The 21,952-nt window shown below is 73.2% G+C and carries 22 protein-coding genes; 9 read left to right on the top strand and 13 right to left on the bottom strand.

Annotation, left to right across the window (positions count from 1 at the left end; translation table 11 throughout):
* Positions 1–13 precede the first annotated feature (13 nt).
* Positions 14–967 (top strand): ROK family protein, encoded by a 954-nt coding sequence (locus ACF073_RS29335; protein WP_392074410.1) that lies wholly within the window; start codon positions 14–16, stop codon positions 965–967.
* 145 nt (positions 968–1,112) lie between these two features.
* Here the strand turns inward: ACF073_RS29335 and ACF073_RS29330 are convergent, their stop codons facing one another.
* Both ACF073_RS29330 and ACF073_RS29325 read right to left on the bottom strand, forming a co-directional pair.
* Positions 1,113–3,137: an NPCBM/NEW2 domain-containing protein gene (locus ACF073_RS29330; RefSeq protein ID WP_392074409.1), complete on the bottom strand. Its 2,025-nt coding sequence runs from the start codon at positions 3,135–3,137 to the stop codon at positions 1,113–1,115.
* Positions 3,138–3,516: 379 nt separating this feature from the next.
* The gene (locus ACF073_RS29325) at positions 3,517–3,870 is read right to left on the bottom strand and encodes a hypothetical protein (protein WP_392074408.1); all 354 of its coding nucleotides are present in this window, start codon (positions 3,868–3,870) and stop codon (positions 3,517–3,519) included.
* Between the two features lie 163 nt (positions 3,871–4,033).
* Between ACF073_RS29325 and ACF073_RS29320 the strand changes: the two genes are divergently transcribed.
* The 3 genes from ACF073_RS29320 to ACF073_RS29310 all read left to right on the top strand — a co-directional run bounded on the left by ACF073_RS29320 (position 4,034) and on the right by ACF073_RS29310 (position 5,750).
* The gene (locus ACF073_RS29320) at positions 4,034–4,267 is read left to right on the top strand and encodes a DUF6191 domain-containing protein (protein WP_392074407.1); all 234 of its coding nucleotides are present in this window, start codon (positions 4,034–4,036) and stop codon (positions 4,265–4,267) included.
* 7 nt (positions 4,268–4,274) lie between these two features.
* A complete protein-coding gene (locus tag ACF073_RS29315) occupies positions 4,275–4,556 on the top strand; it encodes a hypothetical protein (protein ID WP_392074406.1) in 282 nt (93 codons plus the stop codon).
* A 150-nt stretch (positions 4,557–4,706) separates the two neighbouring features.
* Positions 4,707–5,750, top strand: coding sequence for an NUDIX domain-containing protein (locus ACF073_RS29310; RefSeq protein ID WP_392074405.1), 1,044 nt, complete (start codon positions 4,707–4,709; stop codon positions 5,748–5,750).
* Here the strand turns inward: ACF073_RS29310 and ACF073_RS29305 are convergent.
* A complete protein-coding gene (locus tag ACF073_RS29305) occupies positions 5,720–6,448 on the bottom strand; it encodes an MBL fold metallo-hydrolase (RefSeq protein ID WP_392074404.1) in 729 nt (242 codons plus the stop codon). The genes ACF073_RS29310 and ACF073_RS29305 overlap by 31 nt on opposite strands.
* A 62-nt stretch (positions 6,449–6,510) precedes the next feature.
* Positions 6,511–7,866, bottom strand: a complete 1,356-nt coding sequence (locus ACF073_RS29300; RefSeq protein WP_392074403.1) for a dipeptidase — start codon at positions 7,864–7,866, stop codon at positions 6,511–6,513.
* 131 nt (positions 7,867–7,997) lie between these two features.
* Here ACF073_RS29300 and ACF073_RS29295 point away from each other — a divergent pair, with 131 nt between their 5' ends.
* Positions 7,998–9,239 (top strand): geranylgeranyl reductase family protein, encoded by a 1,242-nt coding sequence (locus ACF073_RS29295; RefSeq protein ID WP_392074402.1) that lies wholly within the window; start codon positions 7,998–8,000, stop codon positions 9,237–9,239.
* On the opposite strand, the gene ACF073_RS29290 is transcribed toward ACF073_RS29295, so the two are convergent.
* Positions 9,229–9,684: a nitroreductase/quinone reductase family protein gene (locus ACF073_RS29290; protein ID WP_392074401.1), complete on the bottom strand. Its 456-nt coding sequence runs from the start codon at positions 9,682–9,684 to the stop codon at positions 9,229–9,231. The two genes, ACF073_RS29295 and ACF073_RS29290, sit on opposite strands and share 11 nt — an antisense overlap.
* A 150-nt stretch (positions 9,685–9,834) precedes the next feature.
* On the opposite strand from ACF073_RS29290, the gene ACF073_RS29285 reads away from it, so the two are divergent.
* From ACF073_RS29285 to ACF073_RS29275, 3 genes are all read left to right on the top strand, one after another.
* Complete coding sequence (locus ACF073_RS29285; RefSeq protein ID WP_392074400.1) at positions 9,835–10,527, top strand: TetR/AcrR family transcriptional regulator; 693 nt, start codon at positions 9,835–9,837, stop codon at positions 10,525–10,527.
* An 82-nt stretch (positions 10,528–10,609) separates the two neighbouring features.
* Positions 10,610–11,830 (top strand): sensor histidine kinase, encoded by a 1,221-nt coding sequence (locus ACF073_RS29280; protein WP_392074399.1) that lies wholly within the window; start codon positions 10,610–10,612, stop codon positions 11,828–11,830.
* Positions 11,827–12,492 (top strand): response regulator, encoded by a 666-nt coding sequence (locus ACF073_RS29275; RefSeq protein WP_392074398.1) that lies wholly within the window; start codon positions 11,827–11,829, stop codon positions 12,490–12,492. The genes ACF073_RS29280 and ACF073_RS29275 overlap by 4 nt, the downstream gene beginning before the upstream one ends.
* A 52-nt stretch (positions 12,493–12,544) precedes the next feature.
* Here ACF073_RS29275 and ACF073_RS29270 read toward each other — a convergent pair whose 3' ends face one another.
* Together ACF073_RS29270 and ACF073_RS29265 are read right to left on the bottom strand one after the other, a co-directional pair.
* Positions 12,545–12,820 carry a DUF6332 family protein gene (locus ACF073_RS29270; RefSeq protein ID WP_392074397.1) on the bottom strand — a complete coding sequence of 92 codons (276 nt, stop codon included), beginning with the start codon at positions 12,818–12,820 and terminating at the stop codon, positions 12,545–12,547.
* A gap of 73 nt (positions 12,821–12,893) precedes the next feature.
* The gene (locus tag ACF073_RS29265) at positions 12,894–14,378 is read right to left on the bottom strand and encodes an MFS transporter (RefSeq protein WP_392074396.1); all 1,485 of its coding nucleotides are present in this window, start codon (positions 14,376–14,378) and stop codon (positions 12,894–12,896) included.
* A gap of 85 nt (positions 14,379–14,463) precedes the next feature.
* On the opposite strand from ACF073_RS29265, the gene ACF073_RS29260 reads away from it, so the two are divergent.
* The gene (locus ACF073_RS29260) at positions 14,464–14,862 is read left to right on the top strand and encodes a MarR family winged helix-turn-helix transcriptional regulator (RefSeq protein ID WP_392074395.1); all 399 of its coding nucleotides are present in this window, start codon (positions 14,464–14,466) and stop codon (positions 14,860–14,862) included.
* 7 nt (positions 14,863–14,869) lie between these two features.
* Here the strand turns inward: ACF073_RS29260 and ACF073_RS29255 are convergent, their stop codons facing one another.
* From ACF073_RS29255 to ACF073_RS29230, 6 genes are all read right to left on the bottom strand, one after another.
* Entirely contained in the window at positions 14,870–15,619 is a 750-nt protein-coding gene (locus ACF073_RS29255) for a maleylpyruvate isomerase family mycothiol-dependent enzyme (protein WP_392074394.1), read from the bottom strand.
* 82 nt (positions 15,620–15,701) lie between these two features.
* Positions 15,702–15,896 carry a hypothetical protein gene (locus ACF073_RS29250; protein WP_392074393.1) on the bottom strand — a complete coding sequence of 65 codons (195 nt, stop codon included), beginning with the start codon at positions 15,894–15,896 and terminating at the stop codon, positions 15,702–15,704.
* The gene (locus ACF073_RS29245; protein WP_392074392.1) at positions 15,893–16,411 is read right to left on the bottom strand and encodes an HAD domain-containing protein; all 519 of its coding nucleotides are present in this window, start codon (positions 16,409–16,411) and stop codon (positions 15,893–15,895) included. The genes ACF073_RS29250 and ACF073_RS29245 overlap by 4 nt, the downstream gene beginning before the upstream one ends.
* A 69-nt stretch (positions 16,412–16,480) precedes the next feature.
* The gene (locus ACF073_RS29240) at positions 16,481–17,809 is read right to left on the bottom strand and encodes an aminopeptidase C (RefSeq protein WP_392074391.1); all 1,329 of its coding nucleotides are present in this window, start codon (positions 17,807–17,809) and stop codon (positions 16,481–16,483) included.
* Positions 17,810–17,995: 186 nt separating this feature from the next.
* Positions 17,996–19,606, bottom strand: coding sequence for an ABC transporter substrate-binding protein (locus ACF073_RS29235; RefSeq protein WP_392074390.1), 1,611 nt, complete (start codon positions 19,604–19,606; stop codon positions 17,996–17,998).
* Between the two features lie 5 nt (positions 19,607–19,611).
* Positions 19,612–21,867, bottom strand: coding sequence for a hypothetical protein (locus ACF073_RS29230; RefSeq protein ID WP_392074389.1), 2,256 nt, complete (start codon positions 21,865–21,867; stop codon positions 19,612–19,614).
* Positions 21,868–21,952: the final 85 nt, after the last annotated feature.

The raw sequence follows: 21,952 nt of genomic DNA, 5'->3' as shown, positions 1-21,952 counted from the left end.
AGATCTGACTCTGATGCACACCGACCTCGTGGCGGCCCTGGACATCGGCGGCACCAAGATCGCCGGCGCGCTGGTGGACGGCGACGGACGGATCCTGTCCCGCGCCCAGCGCGCCACGCCCGCCCGGCAGGACGGAGAAACGGTCATGCGGGCCGTGGCGGAGGTGCTGGGCGACCTCGCCGAGTCACCGCTGTGGGGACGCGCCGCCTCGGTCGGCATCGGCAGCGCCGGTCCGGTGGACGCCTCGGCGGGCACCGTGAGTCCGGTGAACGTGCCCGGCTGGCGTGACTTCCCGCTGGTCGACCGGGTGCGCGAGGCCACCGGCGGCCTGCCGGTCGAGCTGATCGGCGACGGTGTCGCGATCACGGCGGCCGAGCACTGGCAGGGCGCCGCGCGCGGCCATGACAACGCGCTGTGCATGGTGGTCTCCACCGGCGTCGGCGGCGGCCTGGTGCTCGGCGGACGGCTGCACCCGGGGCCGACCGGCAACGCCGGGCACATCGGCCACATCAGCGTCGACCTCGACGGCGACCCCTGTCCGTGCGGCTCGCGCGGCTGTGTGGAGCGCATCGCCAGCGGGCCGAACATCGCGCGCCGGGCCCTTGAGCGGGGCTGGCGCCCGGGCCCCGACGGCGACGCCTCCGCCGCCGCGGTGGCCGCCGCCGCCCGTGCGGGCGATCCGGTCGCCGTGGCCTCCTTCGAGCGGGCCGCGCAGGCTCTGGCCGCCGGGATCGCGGCCACCGCCACCCTGGTCGAGATCGACATCGCGGTGGTCGGCGGTGGCGTCGGCAACGCGGGCGAGGTCCTGTTCACGCCCCTGCGCAAGGCGCTCACCGACTACGCGACCCTCTCCTTCGTGCAGCGGCTCACCGTCGTACCCGCGCAGATGGGCACCGACGCGGGCCTGGTCGGTGCCGCGGCGGCGGCGCTGGCCCACCGGCCGGCCCCGACCGGGGTGAGCCGCTAGCGGGCTCGCCCGGCGGGGGCGCGCGACCGGCGTCGTGCGGCGGCGCGCACCGGGACCGCTCGGGTCCGTCCGGCGGCGCCGCCGGACGGACCCGGCGGCGCCGCCGTCGGCCTCCACCGCCCCGTTCCGGACGGCGTCGGGCGCCTCAGCAGCTCAGGCGGGCGTCCGCCCAGTCCGCGTGGTCCGAGTCGAGGCCGTCGCCGCCGTCGGTGACGACGAGCCGGACCACCTGGGCGCCGGTGACGTCGGCGGTGAGCGGTTGGGCGGGCATCGCGTTGGTGAGGACACCGGTGGCGGCGACCTTGGTGCCGTCCGCCCAGATCTCGAAGGCGACGGTGCCCTTCGCGCCCTTCTCGTCGTCCACGCCGACGTCCGCGGTGACCTTCTCGCAGACCTTGCCGGTGTAGAAGGCGAGGTCGCTGAGCGCGTGGACGCCGAGTCCCTTGGCGTACACCGCCCCGCCGATGGTCAGCGGGCGGCCGTCGCCCGCCTCGCTCTCCCCGTTGCTGGTGTCACGCTCCACGGGGCCCCAGCCGCTGGTCGCCGAGAGCCAGGGCAGATCGCCGAGGTACGAGGTCCCGGAGGGCGGCGGGACGACGACGGACGCGGTCAGCGGGAGCGTGCCGGTGACCGGCGTCCCGGACGGGGCGAGGTAACGCGTCCGCAGCGTCAGGCCGTACGCCCCGGCCGGTGTCCCCGCCGGGGCGGTCACCCGCCAGCCGGTGCGCAGCGTCCTGCCGGTGGGCAGGGCGGGGACCGAGGTCGCCGACACGGGCCGTACGGTCCAGCCGGCGGGTCCGGTCAGGGTCACCGACACCCGCCGGGCCGGCGTGCGCCCGAGGTCGGTGGCGGTGCCGGTCAGGGTGACCGGGGTGGCCGCCTCCAGCAACGGGCTGCCGTCCAGGCCGAGTTCGACGGCGGGCGGGTGCTCGGCCCAGTCGGGGTCGGCGGAGACGCGCAGCAGGACCGTGCCGTGCGCCGGGACGGTGGCCGCGATGGTGCCCGCGGTGTTGTAGGTCCGGTGCTGCCACAGGTCGCGCAGGGTGTAGGCGGGGGCGTCCGGCAGGCCGACGGCGTTCGCGCCGGTGGCGATCCGCTGGGCGGTGCCGGTCTCGTTGAAGAGGGCCACCGCGCGGCTGCCGTCCTTCATCTCCTTGGCGATGACCCAGCGTCCGCCCGCGGAGGAGACGACCGAGCCCTGCCTGCCCAGCGGGTCCTGGTCGACGGCGATGACGTCCTTGTTGTCCAGGATGTCGAAGGTCGCCTGGGAGGCCTTGCGCAGATCGGTGCCGATCAGCAGCGGCGCGGCCATGACCGACCAGAGGGAGAAGTGCGAGCGGTACTCGGTGTCCGTCATGCCGCCGTTGCCGACCTCCAGCATGTCGGGGTCGTTCCAGTGCCCGGGTCCCGCGTACGGCGCGAGCGGCAGGTTCTGCTTCAGGATCGACAGCATCGAGCCCCAGTTGTCGCTGATGTCACCGGTGGTGCGCCACAGCTGGCCGACGTCCGCTGCCCACTCCCAGGGTTTGTTCTCGCCCCATTCGCAGATGCTGAGGACGATGGGGCGGCCGGTCGCCCTGAGCGCGTCGCGCATCGTCCGGTAGCGCTGCTTGGCGTCGACGCCCTGGTTGTTGCAGTTGTCGTACTTCAGATAGTCCACGCCCCAGTCGGCGAACTGGCGGGCGTCGCTCGCCTCGTGGCCGAGACCGCCGGGGAAGCCCGCCACGTCGCAGGTCTTGGTGCCGGCGCTGGTGTAGATGCCGAGCTTGAGTCCCTTGGCGTGGACGTAGTCCGCGACCGCCTTGATCCCGTTCGGGAAGCGCGCGGGGTCGGGCACCAGCTTGCCGTCGGCGTCGCGGCTCGGCAGGGCCCAGCAGTCGTCCAGGTTGACGTACTGGTAGCCCGCGTCCTTCAGGCCCTTCTGTACGAAGAGGTCCGCGATGCCCTTGACCATGTTCTCGTCGAACTCGGCGCGGCAGTGCGTGGAGTTCCAGTTGTTGAAACCCATCGGCGGGGTGAGGGCGAGGCCGTCGGCCGGGGCGGCCGGTGCGGCCGGCGGGGCGGGCGCCGCGAGGGCGGGCGTGGCGAGGCCCGCCGCGCACAGCAGCCCGGCGGTAAGTGCTCCGGCCACTCTTCGGCGGACGGTGGTGCGGGTGTGAGGGTGACGCATCGTTGACGTTCCTCCGACTCGCGAAAGACGGGATGACGGCATGCGGCGGCCCGGTCGACGCCGCGACGGCATGTACGCGTCATCTGTGCGCGCTTACGGTAGGACGTGTCGGAGAATGTTGGAAGAGGTGCGTCCGCGATGACCGACACCCCGCCAGAAGCCGTGCCCCGCCGACGATTTCACCCTGAACGCCGGATCGGACGTTCGGATGTGTGCGCTTCCCTGGCCGCGGCGGGTGTGCGCGACCGGTGGACCAGCGCCGGGCGGGACACGCCGCGGACGAGCCGGTCGCCCGGGCGGACGACGTCCTCGGCCCCCCCCGTGCGGCCGAGGGCGCCGGACCCGGCGGAGTCGATCACCCGCGCCCCGGGCTCAGCGCTCAGCGGAACTCGTGCACGACCTCGATACGGCCGACGATATGGGTGTTGAACTCGTCCAGTTCCTCCGCCGGTACCCACAGTTCCAGGATCGTCTCGCCGCCGGCCTGCCGGACCGGGTAGCGGGCGAGGAACGCCGTGTCGACCTCGAAGCGGGTCACGAAACCGGCGCCGTCGTGCCGTACGTTCCAGTCCCGGGCGATGCGGATCGCGTAGTCCTCGTCGAGCACCGGGTAGAAGATCGGCTGCTCCGGCAGCCGGGGCGGCCAGGCGTGCCAGTCCAGCTCCCGGACCAGGTCCAGCTCCACGGGGCCCGTGGGGCGCCAGAGCGTGGTGGTGGGGCGGGGGCTGGTCATGACGGTCGCCTTCCTGGCGGTCTCGGCGGGTGGTTCCGGGTGGTTCCGCGTGCTTCCGGGGGAACCGGGTCCGCCGACCCTAGCCGCCGGCCGGTCGCCGGGGCCAGGAGGTTTCGCCTCCGCGGTCCGCCCCGGACACCCGGACACCCGGACACCCGGACCCATGGGCTTCGCCGGCTTCATGACCCTGCCGCGCCCGGTCATCCTGCTCCCCGACGTGCCGACGTGCCGCCCTCCCGCCTTCCCGCCGTGCAAGTGGCACGAGTTGACGGAGCGGCGGTCGTCGCCGGTGCTCGGGGGCGGCGAGGAGGACCGGGTGCCCCCGCACTGCACGCCGATCGACCTGAAGGGCGGAACCGCCGTCATCCGCGTGACCCCCGGCGGTCCGGGCAGTTGATCAGCGCATGAAGAAGCGCAGCATGCTCGCCATCGCCACTCTCGCCACCGGATTCGTCGTGGCCGCCGTCACCCCGTCGCACGGGGCGGACAAGGAGCCCCTGGGTGACCCCAGCGTCTCGAGCACCCTCGACACCGTCGACCACCTCGTCAGCGACGGCACCCTGAACGTCAACGAGAACCCGCTCCACGAGAACCCGCTCCACGGGAAGCCGCTCCACGGGAAGCCGCTCCACGGGAAGCCGCTCCACGGGAAGCCGCTCCACGGGAAGCCGCTCCACGGGAAGTAGCCCCGCCGCCGTGCGACGCGCGTGCCGGCGCCCCGCGGCAGGGGGTGCCGGCGCTCCCGGGTGCGCGGACGGGCGCCCTCAACGGCGAGGGGTTTCCGTGGCAGGGTGGAGCGGGCAAGCCTCAGGGGGCCAACAGAAAAGGGGGAGTCCGTGACCGTCGTCTGGATCAACGGCGCGTTCGGTGCGGGGAAGACCACGACCGCACGTGAACTGATCGACCTGATCCCGAACAGCGTGCTCTTCGACCCCGAGGTCATCGGCGGCCAACTCACGCACCTGCTGCCGCCCAAGCACCTCGCCGAGGTCAGCGACTTCCAGGACCTGCCGATCTGGCGCCGGCTGGTGGTCGACACCGCCGCCGCGATGCTCGCCGAGCTGGGCGGCACCCTGGTGGTGCCCATGACCCTGCTCCGCCAGGCGTACCGCGACGAGATCTTCGGCGGCCTCGCCGCCCGCCGGATCCCCGTGCACCACCTGTTGCTCACCCCGGCCGAAACGATCCTGCGCGAGCGGATAGCCGGGCGGGAGGTCCCGCCCGAGCTGCCCGACGGCGAGATACGGGTCCGGCAGTGGTCCTACGACCACATCGAGCCCTACCGCGCCGCGCTCGCCTCCTGGCTCACCGCGGACGCCCACCCGGTCGACACCAGCGCCCTCACACCGTACGAGACCGCCGTCCGCATCGCCGAGGCCGTCGGCGGCGGGAACGTGCCCGCCTGCGACATCGTGCAGACCCCCGAGCCGACCGCCGAGACGCTCGCCGCCGGGGTACTCCTCTTCGACGAGCACGACCGGGTGCTGCTCGTCGACCCCACCTACAAGCCCGGCTGGGAGTTCCCCGGCGGCGTGGTGGAGCGGGGCGAGGCCCCGGCCCGCGCCGGGCTGCGCGAGGTCGCCGAGGAGACCGGGATACGGCTGCGCGAGGTGCCGCGGCTGCTCGTCGTGGACTGGGAGCGGCCCGCGCCGCCCGGCTTCGGCGGACTGCGGCTGCTGTTCGACGGCGGCCGTCTGGAGCCCCGCGAGGCGTCCCGGGTGCTGCTGCCGGGTCCGGAGCTGCGCGCCTGGCGGTTCGCCACGGAACAGGAGGCCGCCGCGATGCTGCCACCGGTCCGCTACGAACGCCTGCGCTGGGCCCTGCGCGCCCGCGAGCGAGGCTCCGCCCTCTACTTGGAGGCGGGCGTCCCGGTCGGCTGACCCGGTGCCCCGGCGATCGCGCGGAGCGCGGCGGCGGCGCCGCCCAGCACGGGATCGCCGTGGCCGAAGCAGGCCACCTCCGCGCCGAGGTCCGCCAACCGGCGCACGGACGCCAGGAGTTGCCGCCCGTCCAGGTTGAACACGCCTGGTGTCGGGACGCCGTCGACCGACGCCACCGTGTCCCCGGTGAACAGCACGCCCTCGGCGGGCAGGAACAGCGCGATGCTGCCGTCCGTGTGCCCGGGGACGTGGACCACGCGAGCGCCGCCGCCGAAACCGAGTACGTCCCCGTCCGTCACCTCGATGACCGAGGACGGCGGCAGCGGCGGTCCCTCGGGCAGCTGCCGGGCCGCCTCCGCGTGGATCGGCAGCTCCCACTCCTCGAACCGCGGGGGCGGACCGCGCCGTTCACCGCGGACGAACGGCGCGTCCAGGGAGTGCGCGAGCACCTCGGCCCCGCTCAGCGCGGCGAACTCGCCCGCGGCGCCCACGTGGTCCTCGTGGAAGTGGGTCAGCACCACACGTCGTACGTCCTGCGGGACGCGGCCCAGTGCGGTGATCGCGTCGGCGATCGCCCGGCCGTAGCCGATCGTGCCCGCGTCGATCAGGGTCAGCTCGGCGTCGTCGCTCCAGATGTAGGCCTGGCCGACCGGGAAGCGCAACAGGTGCAGGCGGGGCAGCAGTTCGATGACATCCATGCGCCGACCGTAGGCAGGGCCCCCGCCCGGGGACGAGGGCCCTCTGCCGCAAGCAGAACGGTTCAGCCCGCCGCGTAGTTGCGCAGGAAGAGCGCCTCGGCGACCGACAGCCGCTCCAGCTCCTCGGGGGACACGCTCTCGTTGACCGCGTGGATCTGCGCCTCCGGCTCGCTCAGCCCGATGAGCAGGATCTCCGCCTGCGGGTACAGCCCGGCGAGCGTGTTGCACAGCGGGATGGAGCCGCCCTGGCCGGCGTACTGCATGGTCTCGCCCGGGTAGGCCACCGCCATGGCGTCGGCCATCGCCTGGTAGGCGGGGCTGGTGGGGTCGGCGCGGAACGCCTGGCCCTGGCCGATCTGCTCGGTGGTGACCCGGGCGCCCCACGGGGTGTGCGCCTCGATGTGCGCCTGGAGCAGCTTGCTCGCCTCCGCCGCGTCCACGCCCGGCGGCACCCGCAGGCTGATCAGCGCGCGGGCGCTGGACTGCACGGACGGGGTGGCGCCGACGACCGGCGGGCAGTCGATGCCGAGGACGGTGACCGCCGGACGGGCCCAGATGCGGTCGGCGACCGAGCCCTGGCCGATCAGCCCGACGCCGTCCAGCACCTTGGCGTCCGTGCGGAACTGCTCCTCGGTGTACTCAAGGCCGTCCCAGCCCGCCGTGGCGTCCAGGCCGTCCACCGTGGTGGAGCCGTCGTCAGCGCGCAGCGAGTCCAGGACCCGGATCAGCGCGGCCAGCGCGTCCGGGGCGGCACCGCCGAACTGCCCCGAGTGCAGATTGCCGCCCAGCGTGTCGATCCCGACCCTGACCAGGGTCATACCGCGCAGGGTGGTGGTCACCGTCGGCAGGCCGACCCGGAAGTTGCCCGCGTCGCCGATGACGATGGTGTCCGCGGCCAGCAGCTCGGGGTGCTGCTCGGCGTACCGCTCGAGGCCGCCGGTGCCCTGCTCCTCCGAGCCCTCGACGATCACCTTGACATGCACCGGGACGCCGCCGTTCGCCTTCAGGGCGCGCAGCGCGAGCAGGTGCATGATGAAGCCGCCCTTGCAGTCGGCGGTCCCGCGGCCGTACCAGCGGCCGTCGCGCTCGGTCAGCTCGAACGGCGGGGTGGCCCAGCCGGCCTCGTCGAGCGGCGGCTGCACATCGTAGTGCGCGTAGAGCAGAACCGTTTTGGCGCCCTCCGGGCCCGGCAGGTAGCCGTACACCGACTGCGTGCCGTCCGGCGTGTCGAGGAGGGCCACGTCCTGGAATCCCTCGGTGCGCAGCGCGTCGGCTATCCAGCCGGCCGCGGCCTCGCTCTCGCTCTTCGGGAACTGCGAGAAGTCCGCCACCGACTTGAAGGCGACCAGTTCGGTCAGCTCCGCCTTCGCCCGGGGCAGCAGCGACGCGACGGTCTCGGCGACCGGATTCGACGGCATGGGCACGCTCCTCGTGGGTGCGACGTTGTACAGGGTGAGTACAGCGATCCTCCCACAGCGGCTCGCACCGACGGCCGCCGTAGGATGCGACAGGACACTTGGCAGCGGCTTGATCGGAGCGGTAGACCATCGTGAGCGGCGAGAATTCTTCGGCGGACGACGTGCAGCAGGTGTGGGACGTCGTCGTGGTGGGCGCGGGCCCGGCGGGCGCCTCGGCCGCCTACGCGGCGGCGGTCGCGGGACGGCGTGTGCTGTTGCTGGAGAAAGCCGAGCTGCCCCGTTACAAGACGTGCGGCGGCGGCATCATCGGCCCCTCGCGCGACGCGCTGCCACCCGGCTTCGAGCTGCCCTTCCGGGACCGGGTGCACGCCGTCACCTTCTCCCACAACGGACGCTTCCACCGCACGCGTCGCTCCAAGCAGATGCTGTTCGGGCTGATCAACCGTCCCGAGTTCGACCAGCAGCTGGTCGAACACGCCCAGAAGGCGGGCGCCGAGCTGCGTACGGGCGTCACGGTGCAGCGGGTCGAGCAGCACGGCTCGGCCGTGCCGGACCGGCGCACGGTCGCGGTCGTCCTCCAGGGCGGGGAGACGGTGCTGGCCCGCGCGGTCGTCGGCGCCGACGGCAGCGCCAGCCGGATAGGAGCCCACGTCGGTGTGAAGCTCGACCAGGTGGACCTCGGCCTGGAGGCGGAGATCCCGGTGCCGGAGACGGTCGCCGAGGACTGGAAGGGCCGGGTCCTCATCGACTGGGGGCCGATGCCGGGCAGTTACGGCTGGGTGTTCCCGAAGGGCGACACGCTGACGGTCGGCGTGATCTCCGCGCGCGGCGAAGGCGCCGCGACCAAGCGGTACTTGGAGGACTTCATCGCCCGGCTGGGCCTCGCCGGATTCGAGCCGGCCCTCTCCTCCGGGCATCTGACCCGGTGCCGCGCCGAGGACTCGCCGCTGTCCCGGGGCCGCGTGCTGGTCTGCGGTGACGCGGCCGGACTGCTGGAGCCGTGGACCCGCGAGGGCATCTCCTTCGCGCTGCGCTCGGGCCGGCTGGCGGGGGAGTGGGCGGTCCGCATCGCCGAGGCGCACGACGCCGTGGACGCGCGGCGCCAGGCGCTGAACTACGCGTTCGCGGTCAAGGCGGGACTCGGCGTCGAGATGGGCGTCGGCAAGAGCCTGCTGGCCCTGTTCCAGCGGCGCCCCGGCCTCTTCCACGCGGCCCTCACCGGGTTCCGTCCGGCGTGGCGGGCGTTCAAGGACATCACGCAGGGCTCGACCTCGCTGGGCGAGCTGGTCCGCGCCCACCCGATCGCCCAGCGCGCCCTGACCGCGCTGGACCGGGGGCAGGCGGCCCCGGCGGAGGACCCCGTCAGCCCGTGACGGTGATCCGGAAGACGGGGTGGTCCTGGGCGCAGGCGATGATCTCCTCGTCGGAGGACTTGGCGGTCACCCCGGCGAAGTACTGGTTGACCTCCCAGCCCCACTTCTCCAGATAGGTCCGCAGGATCGGGAGCTTCTCGGCGTCGGGAAGCTCCACCGCGCCGAAGGCGCGCACCTTGCGGCCGACGCGCAGTTCGCCGCCGCCCGCCGCGCGCATGTTCCGCACCCACTGCGAGTGTCCCCGGGCGGACACCAGGTACTGCCCGTCGCCGTAGGTGTGCGGGTTGACCGGGATGCGCTGCATCGCGCCGCTCCTGCGGCCCGGCACGGACAACTCGGCGGTGCCCGCGAGGCTGAAACCGTGCCGGGCGAGCCAGCCGATCACGCCGTTCAGACGGACGGTGAGCGGGCTGCCCTTGAGGTAGTAGGGCGCAGACGACGACATGGTGACCCCCACGGCGGAGACGGAGAGAGCAGTGCTCTCGGTTGGCTCCAGTGTGAGGGTGACAGGTGCTCCAGAGCAAGAGCACTGCTCTCTTTTTTGTTCGCCGCTCTCGTCTGTGTGCACTGCTCTCTTCCGTGGCAGACTGACCGCATGAGCACCGCACAGGGCGCCCGCGCACGGGCCAGGCAGGAAGTCACCGCGGCCATCAAGGAGGCCGCGCGCGGACAGCTGGCCGCGGAGGGCGCGGCCAAGCTCTCCCTGCGGGCCGTCGCCCGCGAGCTGGGCATGGTCTCCTCGGCCCTGTACCGCTACTTCCCCAGCCGGGACGATCTGCTGACCGCCCTGATCATCGACGCCTACGACTCCCTCGGCGAGGCTGCGGAGCGGGCCCGGGACGCCGCGTCCGACGCCCCGCCGCAGGCCCGCTGGATCACCGTGTGCGAGGCGGTGCGCGGCTGGGGGCTCGCGCATCCGCACGAGTACGCGCTGATCTACGGCTCGCCCGTGCCCGGCTACTCCGCCCCGCAGACCACCGTGCGGGCCGCGTCCCGGGTCGGCCTGGTGCTCATCGGCGTCGTCCGGGACGCCCACCAGGGTCCCGGCCTCGCCCCCCTGCCCCTCCCGGCCGAGCTGCGCCCCGAGGCCGCGCGGCTGGCCGCCGACCTCGCCCCCGACCTGCCGGCCGAGGCCGCGACCGCGCTCGTCGCCGCCTGGGCCCAGCTGTTCGGACTGGTCGGGTTCGAACTGTTCGGGCAGTTCAACCGGGTGGTGGAGGACCGGGAGACGTTCTTCCGGCACGCCGCGGACCGGCTCGCCGCCGGGGTGGGCCTGACCCGGAGCTGAGCCGCGTACTCCCGGGGGAGTACGTGTGATCACCTCGCCCGGCCGACGCCGTCCCCGGCCGCCGGCGTCTAGCGTGGCCGGCATGGAAGAGCAGCACCCAGGCGGCCCCGCGCACTGGTGGCGGTACGGGCCTCCGTGGTGGAACCGCGCGGACGGCCCCGACGCGCACCGCTCCGGCCTGCCCTGGCGCTCCACCGCCCTGATCACCGCGATCGTGCTGGTCGGCACCACCTTCGCCGCGCACGGCCACCAGGACCGCGTGCCGCTGGACGGCTACGCGCGCGTGCTGCTGCTCGCCGCCTCGGTACCCCTGCTGTGGCGGCACCGGCACCCGGTGCCCGTCGTGTTCGGCACGGCGGCGGCGACCCTGGCGTACCTCGCGCTGGGCTACCCCTACGGTCCGGTCTTCGTGACCGTCGCGGTCGGCTGCTTCAGCGCGGTCGTCGCCGGCCACCGGCGGGCCGCCTGGACGGCCGTCGCGCTGCTCTGGGCCGGGCACGTCCTGGTCGCGCTCTGGCTCTTCCGCCTGCTCCCGCCCGCCGGGGACCGGGGCGCAGGCTGGGGCCAGGAGATCGTCATCGCCACCTGGGTGCTGGCCGTCGTGGCCCTCGCCGAGCTGGCCCGGGTGCGGCGCGAGCAGTGGGCCCGCGAGCGCGCGGACCGGGCCGAGGCGGCGCGGCGGCGCGCGGACGAGGAGCGGCTGCGTATCGCCCGGGAGTTGCACGACGTCCTCGCGCACAGCATCTCGGTCATCAACGTCCAGGCGAGCATGGGGCTCGCGCTGCTGGACAGCGATCCCGAGCAGGCGCGGTCCGCCCTCACCACCATCAAGGCCGCCAGCAAGGAGGCGCTCGGCGAGGTGCGCCAGGTCCTCGGCGCCCTGCGCGCACCGGGCGCCGCGCCGCGCGCCCCCGCGCCCGGCCTCGACCGGCTGCCGGAACTGGTGGAACAGGCGGCGGCTGCCGGTCTGACCGTGGAGACCGAGGGCGAGCCGCCCCGGCTGCCGCCCGGCGCCGGCCTGGCCGCCTTCCGTATCGTGCAGGAGGCCCTCACCAACGTGGTCCGCCACTCCGGTTCGCGGCACGCGCGTGTGCGCGTCGGCTACGGCGACGGTGTCCTGCGGCTGCGGATCGACGACGACGGACCGGCCACCGGAGCGGACGCCGGGGGCGGCGGCAACGGGCTGGCCGGCATGCGGGAGCGGGCCGCCGCGCTGGGTGGCACCATCGAGGCGGGCCCGCGCCCCGACGGCGGCTTCCGGGTGCTCGCCGTCCTGCCGACGGACCTGAGGGAGGACCGGTGATCCGGGTACTGCTCGCCGACGACCAGTCGCTGGTCCGGGCCGGATTCAGGGCGCTGCTCGACGCGCAGCCGGACATCGAGGTGGCCGGCGAGGCGGCGGACGGCGAGGAGGCGCTGCGCCGGGTGCGCGAACTGCGGCCGGACGTCGTCCTCATGGACATCCGCATGCCCGTGCTGGACGGTCTGGCCGCGACCAGGGGCATCACCTCCGACGCCGGCCTCGCGGCGGTGAAGGTGGTCATGCTCACCACGTTCGAACTGGACGAGTACGTCTTCGAGGCGATCCGCGCGGGCGCCTCGGGCTTCCTGGTGAAGGACACCGAGCCGGAGGAGCTCCTGCGCGCGGTACGGGCCGTGGTCGCGGGTGACGCACTGCTCTCCCCGGGCGTCACGCGCCGGCTGATCGCGGAGTTCGCCGCCCGCTCCAAGGAGCCCGCGGCAGCCGGGGCCCTGAGCCGGCTCACCGAGCGGGAGCGGGAGGTGATGGCGCTGGTCGGCATCGGCCTGTCCAACGAGGAGATCGCCCGCCGGCTGGTGGTCAGCCCGCTCACGGCCAAGACGCATGTGAGCCGGACGATGGTGAAGCTCGGCGCCCGCGACCGCGCCCAACTCGTCGTCCTCGCCTACGAGTCGGGACTGGTACGGCCCGGCTGGCTCGGCTGACCCGGGACCGCGCGCCCGTCGCTGTGCGAGCCGGTCGTCGCGCGCTCAGGGGTTACCGCGAGGGCCCCGCCGTGCCGGGCCGGGTCCGGCGGTGGAAGCGCAGGAGCACGCTCACCACCCTGGCCACGAACACCACCGGGGCGACCACCAGGCCGAGTCGCAGCAGGGCCGAGCCGAGGAGCGCGGGCAGATCGAAGAGGAGCGCGGGCCCGGCCACGGCTCCGAACAGCACCGCGGCCGCGAACGCGGCGCTGAGCAGCGCGTAGCCGATCTCGACCGTCGCCGCGTCCTGCTCCGCCTTGGTGCGGCGGCCCCCGTGCCCGTCCATTCCGTCAGCTTCCCACGCGTGCGCCCGGCGGAGCAATCAACTCCGGCCGGGCGCACGCATGGAGGCGGTCCCCCTAGTCGCGGACGGGTACCCGCTCCGCTTCCGCCTCCTTCACGGTGGACCGTGCGACCACGACCGACTCCGCCCGGCGGGTCCGGCGCAGTCCGGTGAGGGACAGCAGCAGCCCCACGACGGCGATGACCGTGACCACGGCCAGGCCGGGCCGGTAACTGTCCAGGACGGCCTGCGGAGTGGCCTTCTCGGGGGCGTGGGCGGTGATCACCGCCGTCACGACGGCCAGGAAGATCGCGCCGCCGACCTGCACCGAGGTGTTGAGCAGGCCCGAGACCATGCCCTGTTCGTGCTCGTCCACGCCGTTGGTGGCCTGGACGTTGAGGGACGGGAAGGTCAGGGCGAAGCCCAGGCCGACGAGCAGCATGGTCGGGAGGATCACGGCCGCGTAGACCGGGTTCAGGTCGATGCGCAGGAACAGCGCGTATCCCGCCGCCATGAGGACGAAGCCCAGCACGATCAGCCGGGCCGTGCCGAACCGGTCGATGACGGCGCCGACCTTGGTCGCGGACAGGGCCACCAGCGCACCGGCCGGCAGGAACGCCAGCGCCGTGTGCATCGCCGACCAGCCCAGCACCTGCTGCATGTACAGCGTGACGAGGAACTGGAAGCCCATGTAGCTGCCGACGAACGTCAGCGCGCCCAACTGGGCCCTGACCTGGGGCCCGGAGCGCAGCACGCCGAGCCGGATCAGCGGGCTCGGGCTGCGCAGCTCGACGCGGACGAAGACGGCCAGCATGACGGCGACGGCGACGAAGGACAGGATCGTGCGGACCGAGGTCCAGCCCGCCTCGGACGCCTGGACGAGGGTGAAGACCAGCAGCAGCATCGACGCGGTACCGAGGAAGGCGCCGGGGATGTCGTAGCCGCCGTGGCCGCGTTCGCGCTCGCTGCGCGGCAGCAGCTTCAGGCCCACGAGCAGGGCGATCAGCGCGATCGGCGCCGGCAGCAGCATCGTGAACCGCCAGCTGGCCTCGGTGAGCAGGCCGGAGAAGACGAGGCCCATGGAGTAGCCGGTGGCGCCGCAGGTGGTGTAGATCGACAGGGCCCGGTTGCGCAGCGGGCCCTCGGGGAACGTCGTGGTGATGATCGACAGGCCGGCCGGGGCCGTGAAGGCCGCGCTCAGGCCCTTGACGAAACGGCTGGCGATCAGCAGCGGGCCGGAGTCCACGAGCCCGCCGAGCAGCGAGGCGACCGCGAAGACGCCGAGCGCCACCAGGAACACCTGGCGCCGGCCGAGCAGATCGGCGGTCCGGCCGCCGAGCAGGAGCAGGCCGCCGTAGCCGAGGATGTAGCCGCTGACGACCCACTGCAGGGCCGACGTGGACAGGTGGAGATCGGAGCCGATGGACGGCAGGGCGACGCCGACCATCGACACGTCCAGCGCGTCCAGGAACATCGCGGCGCACAGCACCAGGAGGGTGCCCCAGAGCCGGGGGGTCCAGCGAACCGCCGGGGACGCGGAGGGGGTGAGCGGAGAGGTCATGCCGCCGACAGTACATGCACATGCATCAGATGCAAACGCATTTAATTACGATGCAACAAAAGCCGTTCTCTGCTACGGTGCGCTCATGGCGGCGAAGAAGGCCGAACAGGCGCTCGTGGAGCAGTGGCGGGACATCCTCGCCCTGCACGCCCGCACGCAGTGCGAACTGGACCGGGTGCTGCACGGGCACGGCCTGTGCGCGAGCGACTTCGAGGTGCTCGACCTGCTGGCCGAGGGCGAGGCGGCGGACGGCGGCTGCGCCTTCCGGGTCCAGGAGATCTCCGACCGGGTCCATCTCAGCCAGAGCGCGCTGTCCCGCCTCGTCGGCCGCCTGGAGAAGGACGGCCTCGTCCACCGGGCCATGTGCGCGGAGGACCGGCGCGGGGTGCGGGTCGCCCTCACGGCGAAGGGGCGCGGTCTGCACGGCGAGGTACGGCCGGTGCAGCGCGCGGTGCTGGCCCGGATGCTCGCCGACGGAGAGTGACCGGGCGTCAGACCCCGGACCGCTCCCGCCACAGCGCCGCGAGCGACGGATCGCCTGCCACCTGCGGCACCGGCCGCCGGTTCCACAGCGCCAGGTACAACTGATCGGCAGGCCCTGACAGTTCGGCCTCTGCCGCCCCGCCCGCCGCGCACACGGTCACCGGTGGCCCGGCCGTGATCCGTACGGTCCACACGGCGTCCGTGCCCACCCCGTCCGCTGCCCGGGCGCGCACCCGCAGCACGCGCGGCTCCTCGCTGCGCAGGCGGCTGCGGGAGCGGGCGTGGAAGCCCCGCAGCAGTTCGTCGATGCCGTCGGCGGCGAAGTCCGACGCGATCGGGGACGGTGTACCGCCGCGCGCCGCCTCGGCGTCGTAGCGGTGCACGGTCGTCTCGTGGGCCTGCCGACGGGTCCAGAACGCCAGCGGCGACGGGCTGGGCGCGCGATGGAGGGTCCAGCACTCCAGATCGGCGGGCGCGGTGGCCAGCGCCCGCAGCAGCAGCCGGTGGCTCTCCCGGTACCAGTCCACCAGGCCGGCGCCGTCAAGCTCCGGCGGGTCGTCCATGGCCGGGGGCGAGGTGTGCCCGCCGGCGACCAGGGCGGTGGCCCACCGGTGCACCGTGCCGGTGTGCCTCAGCAGGTCACGCACCTGCCACTGCGGGCACGTGGGCACCGCCGCGTCGGGCCCCGCCGCGGCGGCGGCCTCCGCGAGCAGCCGGCCCTCGCGGTCGAGGGTCGCAAGAAAGTCGGAAGTCTCCATGGAGGCGAGTCTGATGGACGCGTGTGATGTCGGCGGGGTGACGTTCCGGCGCGCTTCGCCGCGGGGTGGAGTGCCGGCGCGGTCAGCCGCGGACGTTTGCGATCAGCCGGCGCAGCGCGGTGTGTCCGGCCGGGCCCCAGGTGGCCCTGCCGCCGGGCCGGCCGGCGAGATCCGGGTGCTGCGCCCGCAGCGGATCCCGGACCAGCTCGGCGTCGATCTCCGTCTCTGGTGAGAGCGGGTGGAGTCGGGGGTCCGCGCAGGTGGCTGCCGCCCTCACGGCGCGTTGGCGCGGAGCCAGTCGGTGAGCACGGCGAAGTCGTCGTCGGTGAGACCTTGGGCCGCGTCGACGCGGTGCAGCAGGAACGGCTCCCGGCACTGTGCGCCGACCCAGAGCTGGTCCATGGCGCTGATCTCGTCGTCGACCCAGATGAACGGGCGGTCGCCGGCCCACTCGACCAGGTGGCGGGTCTTCCAGTGCAGGCCGCGCGGCCCCTCGTCGAGGAGCGTGTCCGGCCATCTCACCACGGGCAGATTCGGCAGCCCGATCCGCGGCGCGACGACCTCGTTCGCGGTGTCCATCCAGGTCGAGGCCCACACGAGGTCGCACCCCAGAGCCGCGAGACGTCGTCCCACGGCGGGGTCGAGTCGGACCAGCAGCGGGTTTCCCCGGCCGGCCGGGACTTCGGCGGCCACAGCGGAGCGCACTGTGGGACATCCGTCCGACGGTCCGAACGGGAGGAGCGGTCCGTCGATGTCGAGGAAGAGGAGGGCGCGCTCCGACGAGCCGGTCACGGGGTCACGATAGCCCCCCCGCACCACCGTCCGGGGCAGGGGAGTCCGCCGACCCGCGCCTCGCGGTGGTCAGTCGGCGAGGGCGCCCATGGGGTCCCAGGCGGGGAGGACGATCGGCGGTTCGTCGAGCGCGGCGGCCAGCTCCGGCGGCAGCGCGGAACGCCGGACCGCGATCTCGAAGACATGCTCGCCGAACCACGAGTCGTTCATGGTCCAGAAGCCCTTGTCGGCCTTCTCCTCGCCCCAGCTGTTCTCGACCCGCCAGCGGCGCGGGCTCCCGTCCACCACGTCGACACCGGTGAACAGCATCGCGTGGGTCATCTCCGTGTCGTGGTGCACGAGGCGGGCGGCCTTGTCCATGGTGAAGGGGGCGTCGTACACACCCGCGTAGTCGAAGAGCGCGGCGTCCCAGACGCCGGCGTCCGCGCGCATCATCTTGGCCACGTCACAGCCGAACCACACCGGCTCGCCGCCGACGATCGCGTCCATGGCCAGCCGCTTCAGCAGCTCGATCGGCGCGTTGAGATAGACCACCGGCGGCGCGTCCACGACATTGCCCAGATACTCGACGGTGAACGTACGGCCGACCGGGCTGGATTCGCGCGGATCGTGCACCAGGCAGACGTACTCGTCCAGCGGGAGCTGCGCGTAGGAGGCGGCGAACTCGGCCGGGGTGAGCCAGCCGTCGCGGTGGAACTTCTTGTCCTTGTCCTCCCACTGCCACAGGAAGCGGCGCGGAGGCGTGCCGAGGTGGATGCTGAGCACCCGGTGGACGGCGGCCAGGACCTCGCGCTTGTGCTCCCGCTGCGCCTCGACGCCCTCGGCGGCCTGACCGCGCAGATCGCGGGCGCCCTGCCGGAGCAGGGTCTTCAGGGCCCGGTTCATCGCCCGGGTCGAGGAGGAGCTGTCGGTCTCCGGCATGGCCGACTTGGGCACCAGACCGTGCTTGGCGACCAGCGCCACGAACATGTTCCACTGCCCGCCGTCACCGATCGGATCCGCAAGCAGACGCGCCACCGTACGGTCGTCCGCCTCCCGGCCGGAGGTCTCGATGACCGCCTCCAGGAAGTGGTTCGCCCGCTCGAACTTGTCCCACCAGAGCAGGTAGTTCTGGGAGAACTCGAAGTCCTTCAGGCCCAGCTTCCGCGCGGCGCCCACGCGGAGCAGATTGAGCCCCGCGAACATCCAGCAGCGCCCGCTCTGCTTCTGGTTGGTGGCCTTCCAGTCGTCCAGGTGGTGGGAGACCGAGTGGTCGATACCGGTGAGGACCCGCCGGTCCAGGGCCACGTCGTCCACGGCCGTCTGGGTGACAGCGTTCTGCATCAGCTGGTTCGCCGGCCGGGAGGCGAACTCCTTCTCGAAGAAGTCGACCTGATCCGAGGTCAGACTGCGGTCCATGGCCCGGCGGGGTTCATCGTTTCCGAAGGTCACAGCGCGTCTGCCTCCCCGTTCCCACGGGCTCTCGAACGGAACCCGTCCTCACCGTCGCACGGCCGATCAGCCGAAGTCAACGGAGAATTCGCCTACTTGTCCCCGGCCGGCACGGCGGTCGGCCGGTACGGCTCCACGGGCCCCGGACACGGGTCAGGGAGTGCGGCTGGGGATCACGCAGTTCCTCGGCTGCTCCCGGCCGATGGGCCAGCCGAGACCGACGAACTTCAGCTTGCCCCGGCCCGCCTGACCGGGATCCAGCTCCACCACCGCGACCGGCTTGTCGTACGGGTTCCCGCCGCTGGTCAGGCAGATCAGGCCGCTCGTGCCGCGCACCCGGTGCCGGGACTGGAGCTGGGACCACTCCCTGCCCACGTCCGCCAGGCTGGGCAGCGCCTTGGCGCCGCCGCTCTGCATCTGGTGCAGTGCCGTGCCGATGGTGACCAGGCCGTCGTACACGAGCATCGTCCGGGAGTCCGCCAGGTCCGGCGCGGAGCCGAGGTCCGTCCCCTGGGCGCGGGTGGCCGCGATCAGCTTCCGCAAGCCGTCCAGGGCCGCCTTGGGCTCGGCGAGGTACTGGGGCAGTTCGTCCGCGGAGGGCTCGCGGTGGTGGCTCGCCCGCCACTTGTCGGTCCAGGCGGCCAGCTCGGTGCGCCAGGCATCCGGGTGCGCGGGCGCGGCGTACTGCACCGTCACCCTCGCCTTGCCGTCGGCGCCGCGCAGCTGCGCCCAGTCCTGCTCTCCCATGTCCAGCCGCAGCGAGGCGGCGTCGGACCCGCTGATGATGGTGTAGTGCCGGTTCTTGCAGCCCACCTGGGCGAGCTTGAGGGCGAAGATCCGCAGATGCAGGGTGCGCCCGGCGAAGTAGACGGTGTCGGCCTCGGAGTCGCAGATGTTGTTGGCTATCTGGGTGAACTGGTTGCCGGTCGAACCGGGCTCGTCGATGGCCGGGGACTCGAAGGGCATCGCGGCGGGACCGGGCGTGCCCTTCTCCTCGATGCCGCTGAACGCCTTCGCCAGCGACTCGTTGTAGTTGTCCGGGCGTCTGTCGTAGACCAGCACCGTCTTGCGGTTCTCCCGGCCCCGCTCCCCGTTGAAGTCGGCCAGCGCCTGCGCGGCGTCGCGGTTGGTCGGGATGATCCTGGCCAGGCCGGGGAACCGCTGCTCGCCCATCCCGTCCCGGTTCGCTATCTGGTCCCCGCTGATCCGGGAGGCGAGCACCGGGACCTGGTGGTCGGTGAGCCGTGTGACGGCCTCCACGGTGGCGTCGAGGCTCAGATTGAAGCCGGTGACAGCACGCAGCCGGTCCTCGGACGAGTCGGCCATGCGCAGCAGGGTGTCCACGACCTTCGCCTGGTGCCGGTACTCCCGGCCGGGGTTGGCCAGCACCAGCCGGACCTTCGGCGGCTCGCCCTCGCCCCCGTTGGCCTGGAGCTGTCCCAGATAGGCGCCCTGGAGGTCGCTGCGCATCTGGCGTCGCAGGGCGGCCCGGTCGGACTGGAGCGGCAGCATCATCGCCACCGTCACATGCGGCTGGCCGTCCACCTTCTCGTTCTCGCGGGCGATGGCTCGCGCCACGCCCCGGATCTCCGGTGTGCCGAAGTCATAGCCCGCGCCGTTGACGCCGACGCACTCGCCGCCGATCCGCTCGACCCCCTCGGCGCAGGTGTCCCGCGTGTGCAGCAGGGACCAGCCGAACAGGCCCGCCGCCACGGTCACCGCCGTGACCAGCAGTGTGTAGAGGATCTTCTTCCATCTGGGCATCCCCGCTATCTCCTTCGCCCGAGCTGTTCGGTGCAGGCGCAGCGCAGCAGCGGCTGCTCGTTCTCCGCCAGGCCGCTCCAGTGGGTGGCGGTCCTGCCGAGCTGCCCGGCGCCGTCGAACTCCATGATCGAGAGAAGGTTCAGCAGCTTGGCCAGCGTGCGGGCCGTCTCCCGCCCGGTCGGCCTGGTCCGCTCCTCGCACAGCCAGACCGCGTGCAGCAGCTGGTCCACCGTGCGGCGCAGCGCCGGCCCGTGCACCGTCACCAGGCCCTCGGCGCGGTCCCGGCGGGCGTCCGCCCCGCCCGGATACGGGGCCTGGGCGATCTCCAGCAGCTCCGCGCACCACTCCTGGGGCCGGCCCGGCAGCGTGGCGGCCAGATGGCCGACCACGTCGTCGACGCCTCCGGAGACCAGGTGGTGGTTCATCCCGTGCGCCACGACCGACCGGAACGCCCGGCCGTCCGGTACCCCCTCGTGCGTCGTGCCCGCGGCCGTCGCGCCAGCCGTCGCGCCCGCGGGCCTCGTGCCCGCAGTCGTCGTGCCCTCGTCCGCCGCCGCCTCGTCCGTCACGCGCCCGGCGTAGTGGTCCCGCAGCAGATGGTGGTCGGCATACCAGGCCGCGCCGTCGGGGCGCAGCCCGTACAGCCGGTGCACCAGCAGCTGGCGCAGCCCGAAGTCCCCGATGAAGTGCCGTTCGCAGCTGGGCCAGCCGGTGTCCGTGAGCAGCTGGGACACCTGGTGGGCCGTCAGGCGGTGGACCCGGCCCGACTGATGGTGGCGGAGCAGGACGTCCGCGCACTCCTCGTCGTGCGCCACCGACAGATGGGTGAGCACATCGAGCCACTGATCCTGGTGTTCGGCCGGTAATCGCACCGGCAACTGCTCCAGGACCAGCTCCCTCAGCAGCAGGTCCGCCACCGGCCGCTCGGGAGCGCCGTCGCCCGGGAGCCGCAGCGGAGCGTCCAGAACGTCCCGGTCGTTGGCGTCCGCCGGCATCCGGAAGGCGGCGACGGCGGCGGCCAGCCGGATCACCGTGTGCGGCCGTCCCCCGCTGAGCCGGGCCACGGCGGCGTCGACACGGCGGCGGTTCGTGCCGCCGTCCGGCTGTGCGCGCCGCTGTCTTCGCTCGGTCTCCAGCCGGAGCTGGTCGACGGTGAGGAAGGGCATCCGCAGCAGGAGCACCCCGTCGGCCAGCGGTGCCCGGACCGCTCCGGAGTCCGCACGCCGGGACCAGGCGGGCGGGACACGGTCCGCGATCCGGAACTGCGCCGGGGCCGGCACCTCCGTCGCAGGCAGCCCTTCGTACAGGAAGGCTCCGCCGTCCGCGCGGCGCGCGGTGCCCACGATCACCACGCGGTCGCGCTGCCCTTCCCGGCGGTCGGTGAGCACGGCGCGCACCAGCCGCTCGCCCAGCGCGGAGTCGGCGTGGTCCAGGAGCAGTGCCGGGCGGCCGACCCGGCGCAGCCAGCCGGACGCCGACGCGTAGGCGGCCTCCAGGTCCTCGCGCAGCGCCCGGAAGAGGAAGCTCTCCGCCAGTTCCCGGTCCTCGCCGCCGGCCTGGAAGTCGGTGGCGAGGTCGCGCAGTCCGTGCTCGGGCTGGCCGGCCGCGCCGGGGTAGGCGCCGTAGATCCGCGCCAGTTCCGCCTTGCCCCGGGGCGCCAGGCTCGCGAAGAGGGCATCGAGCAGCGCGGTGCTCACCGAGGCCGCGTACGGGTCGAGCGTCTGCCCGGACAGCGTGGTCAGCAGGTTGCGCATGGCCCCGCGGAGCACGCCCCGCCAGAAGTCGCCGGTCCCCAGGCCGCGCAGGCGCTGCTTCTGGGGCAGCTCCTCATAGCGTTCGACCTCCGTCGCCACCGCCTCCGGGGTGCCCTCCGCGGCTCCGGTCGCGATCATCGCGAGGCCCGCGAAGAGGCGCGGAAAGGCGAACGAGCCGCCCGTCCCCTGCCAGGTGGATAGCCGTCTCGCGGCCTCGACCAGCAGCTCGGTCGTGGCCGAGCGGGCGCCCGGCTCCGGCTCCGCCCGGTCCGCGTACACCGGTGAGCCGCAGTCCAGGTAGATCACCGGCACTTTGGGGGCGAAGCGGTCCCGCACCGTCCGCAGCAGCCGCGCCTTGCCCATGCCGGGGCCGCCGGTGAGCAGCACGACGGGCAGATCGGGTCCGTACAGCGGCTCCCGCCCGCCACCCGACGGCGACCGTCCGAGCAGACGAGCGAAGAAGCCTTCCTCACTGAGGAGTTTCTCGAACCCCAGGTCGTCACACACGGATCCCTCGTGGGTGCTCTCCCGCCCGGGGGCGGTGATCGATGTGGCGGAAGGAGATTAGTGGAACACGAAGCGTTGTGTTCAG

The organism is Streptomyces sp. NPDC015171 (genome assembly GCF_043079545.1).
In the GTDB taxonomy this organism is placed as follows: Bacteria; Actinomycetota; Actinomycetes; order Streptomycetales; family Streptomycetaceae; genus Streptomyces.
Note: the sequence above shows the minus strand (reverse complement) of the source record. Positions and strands in the feature narration are given on the sequence as shown.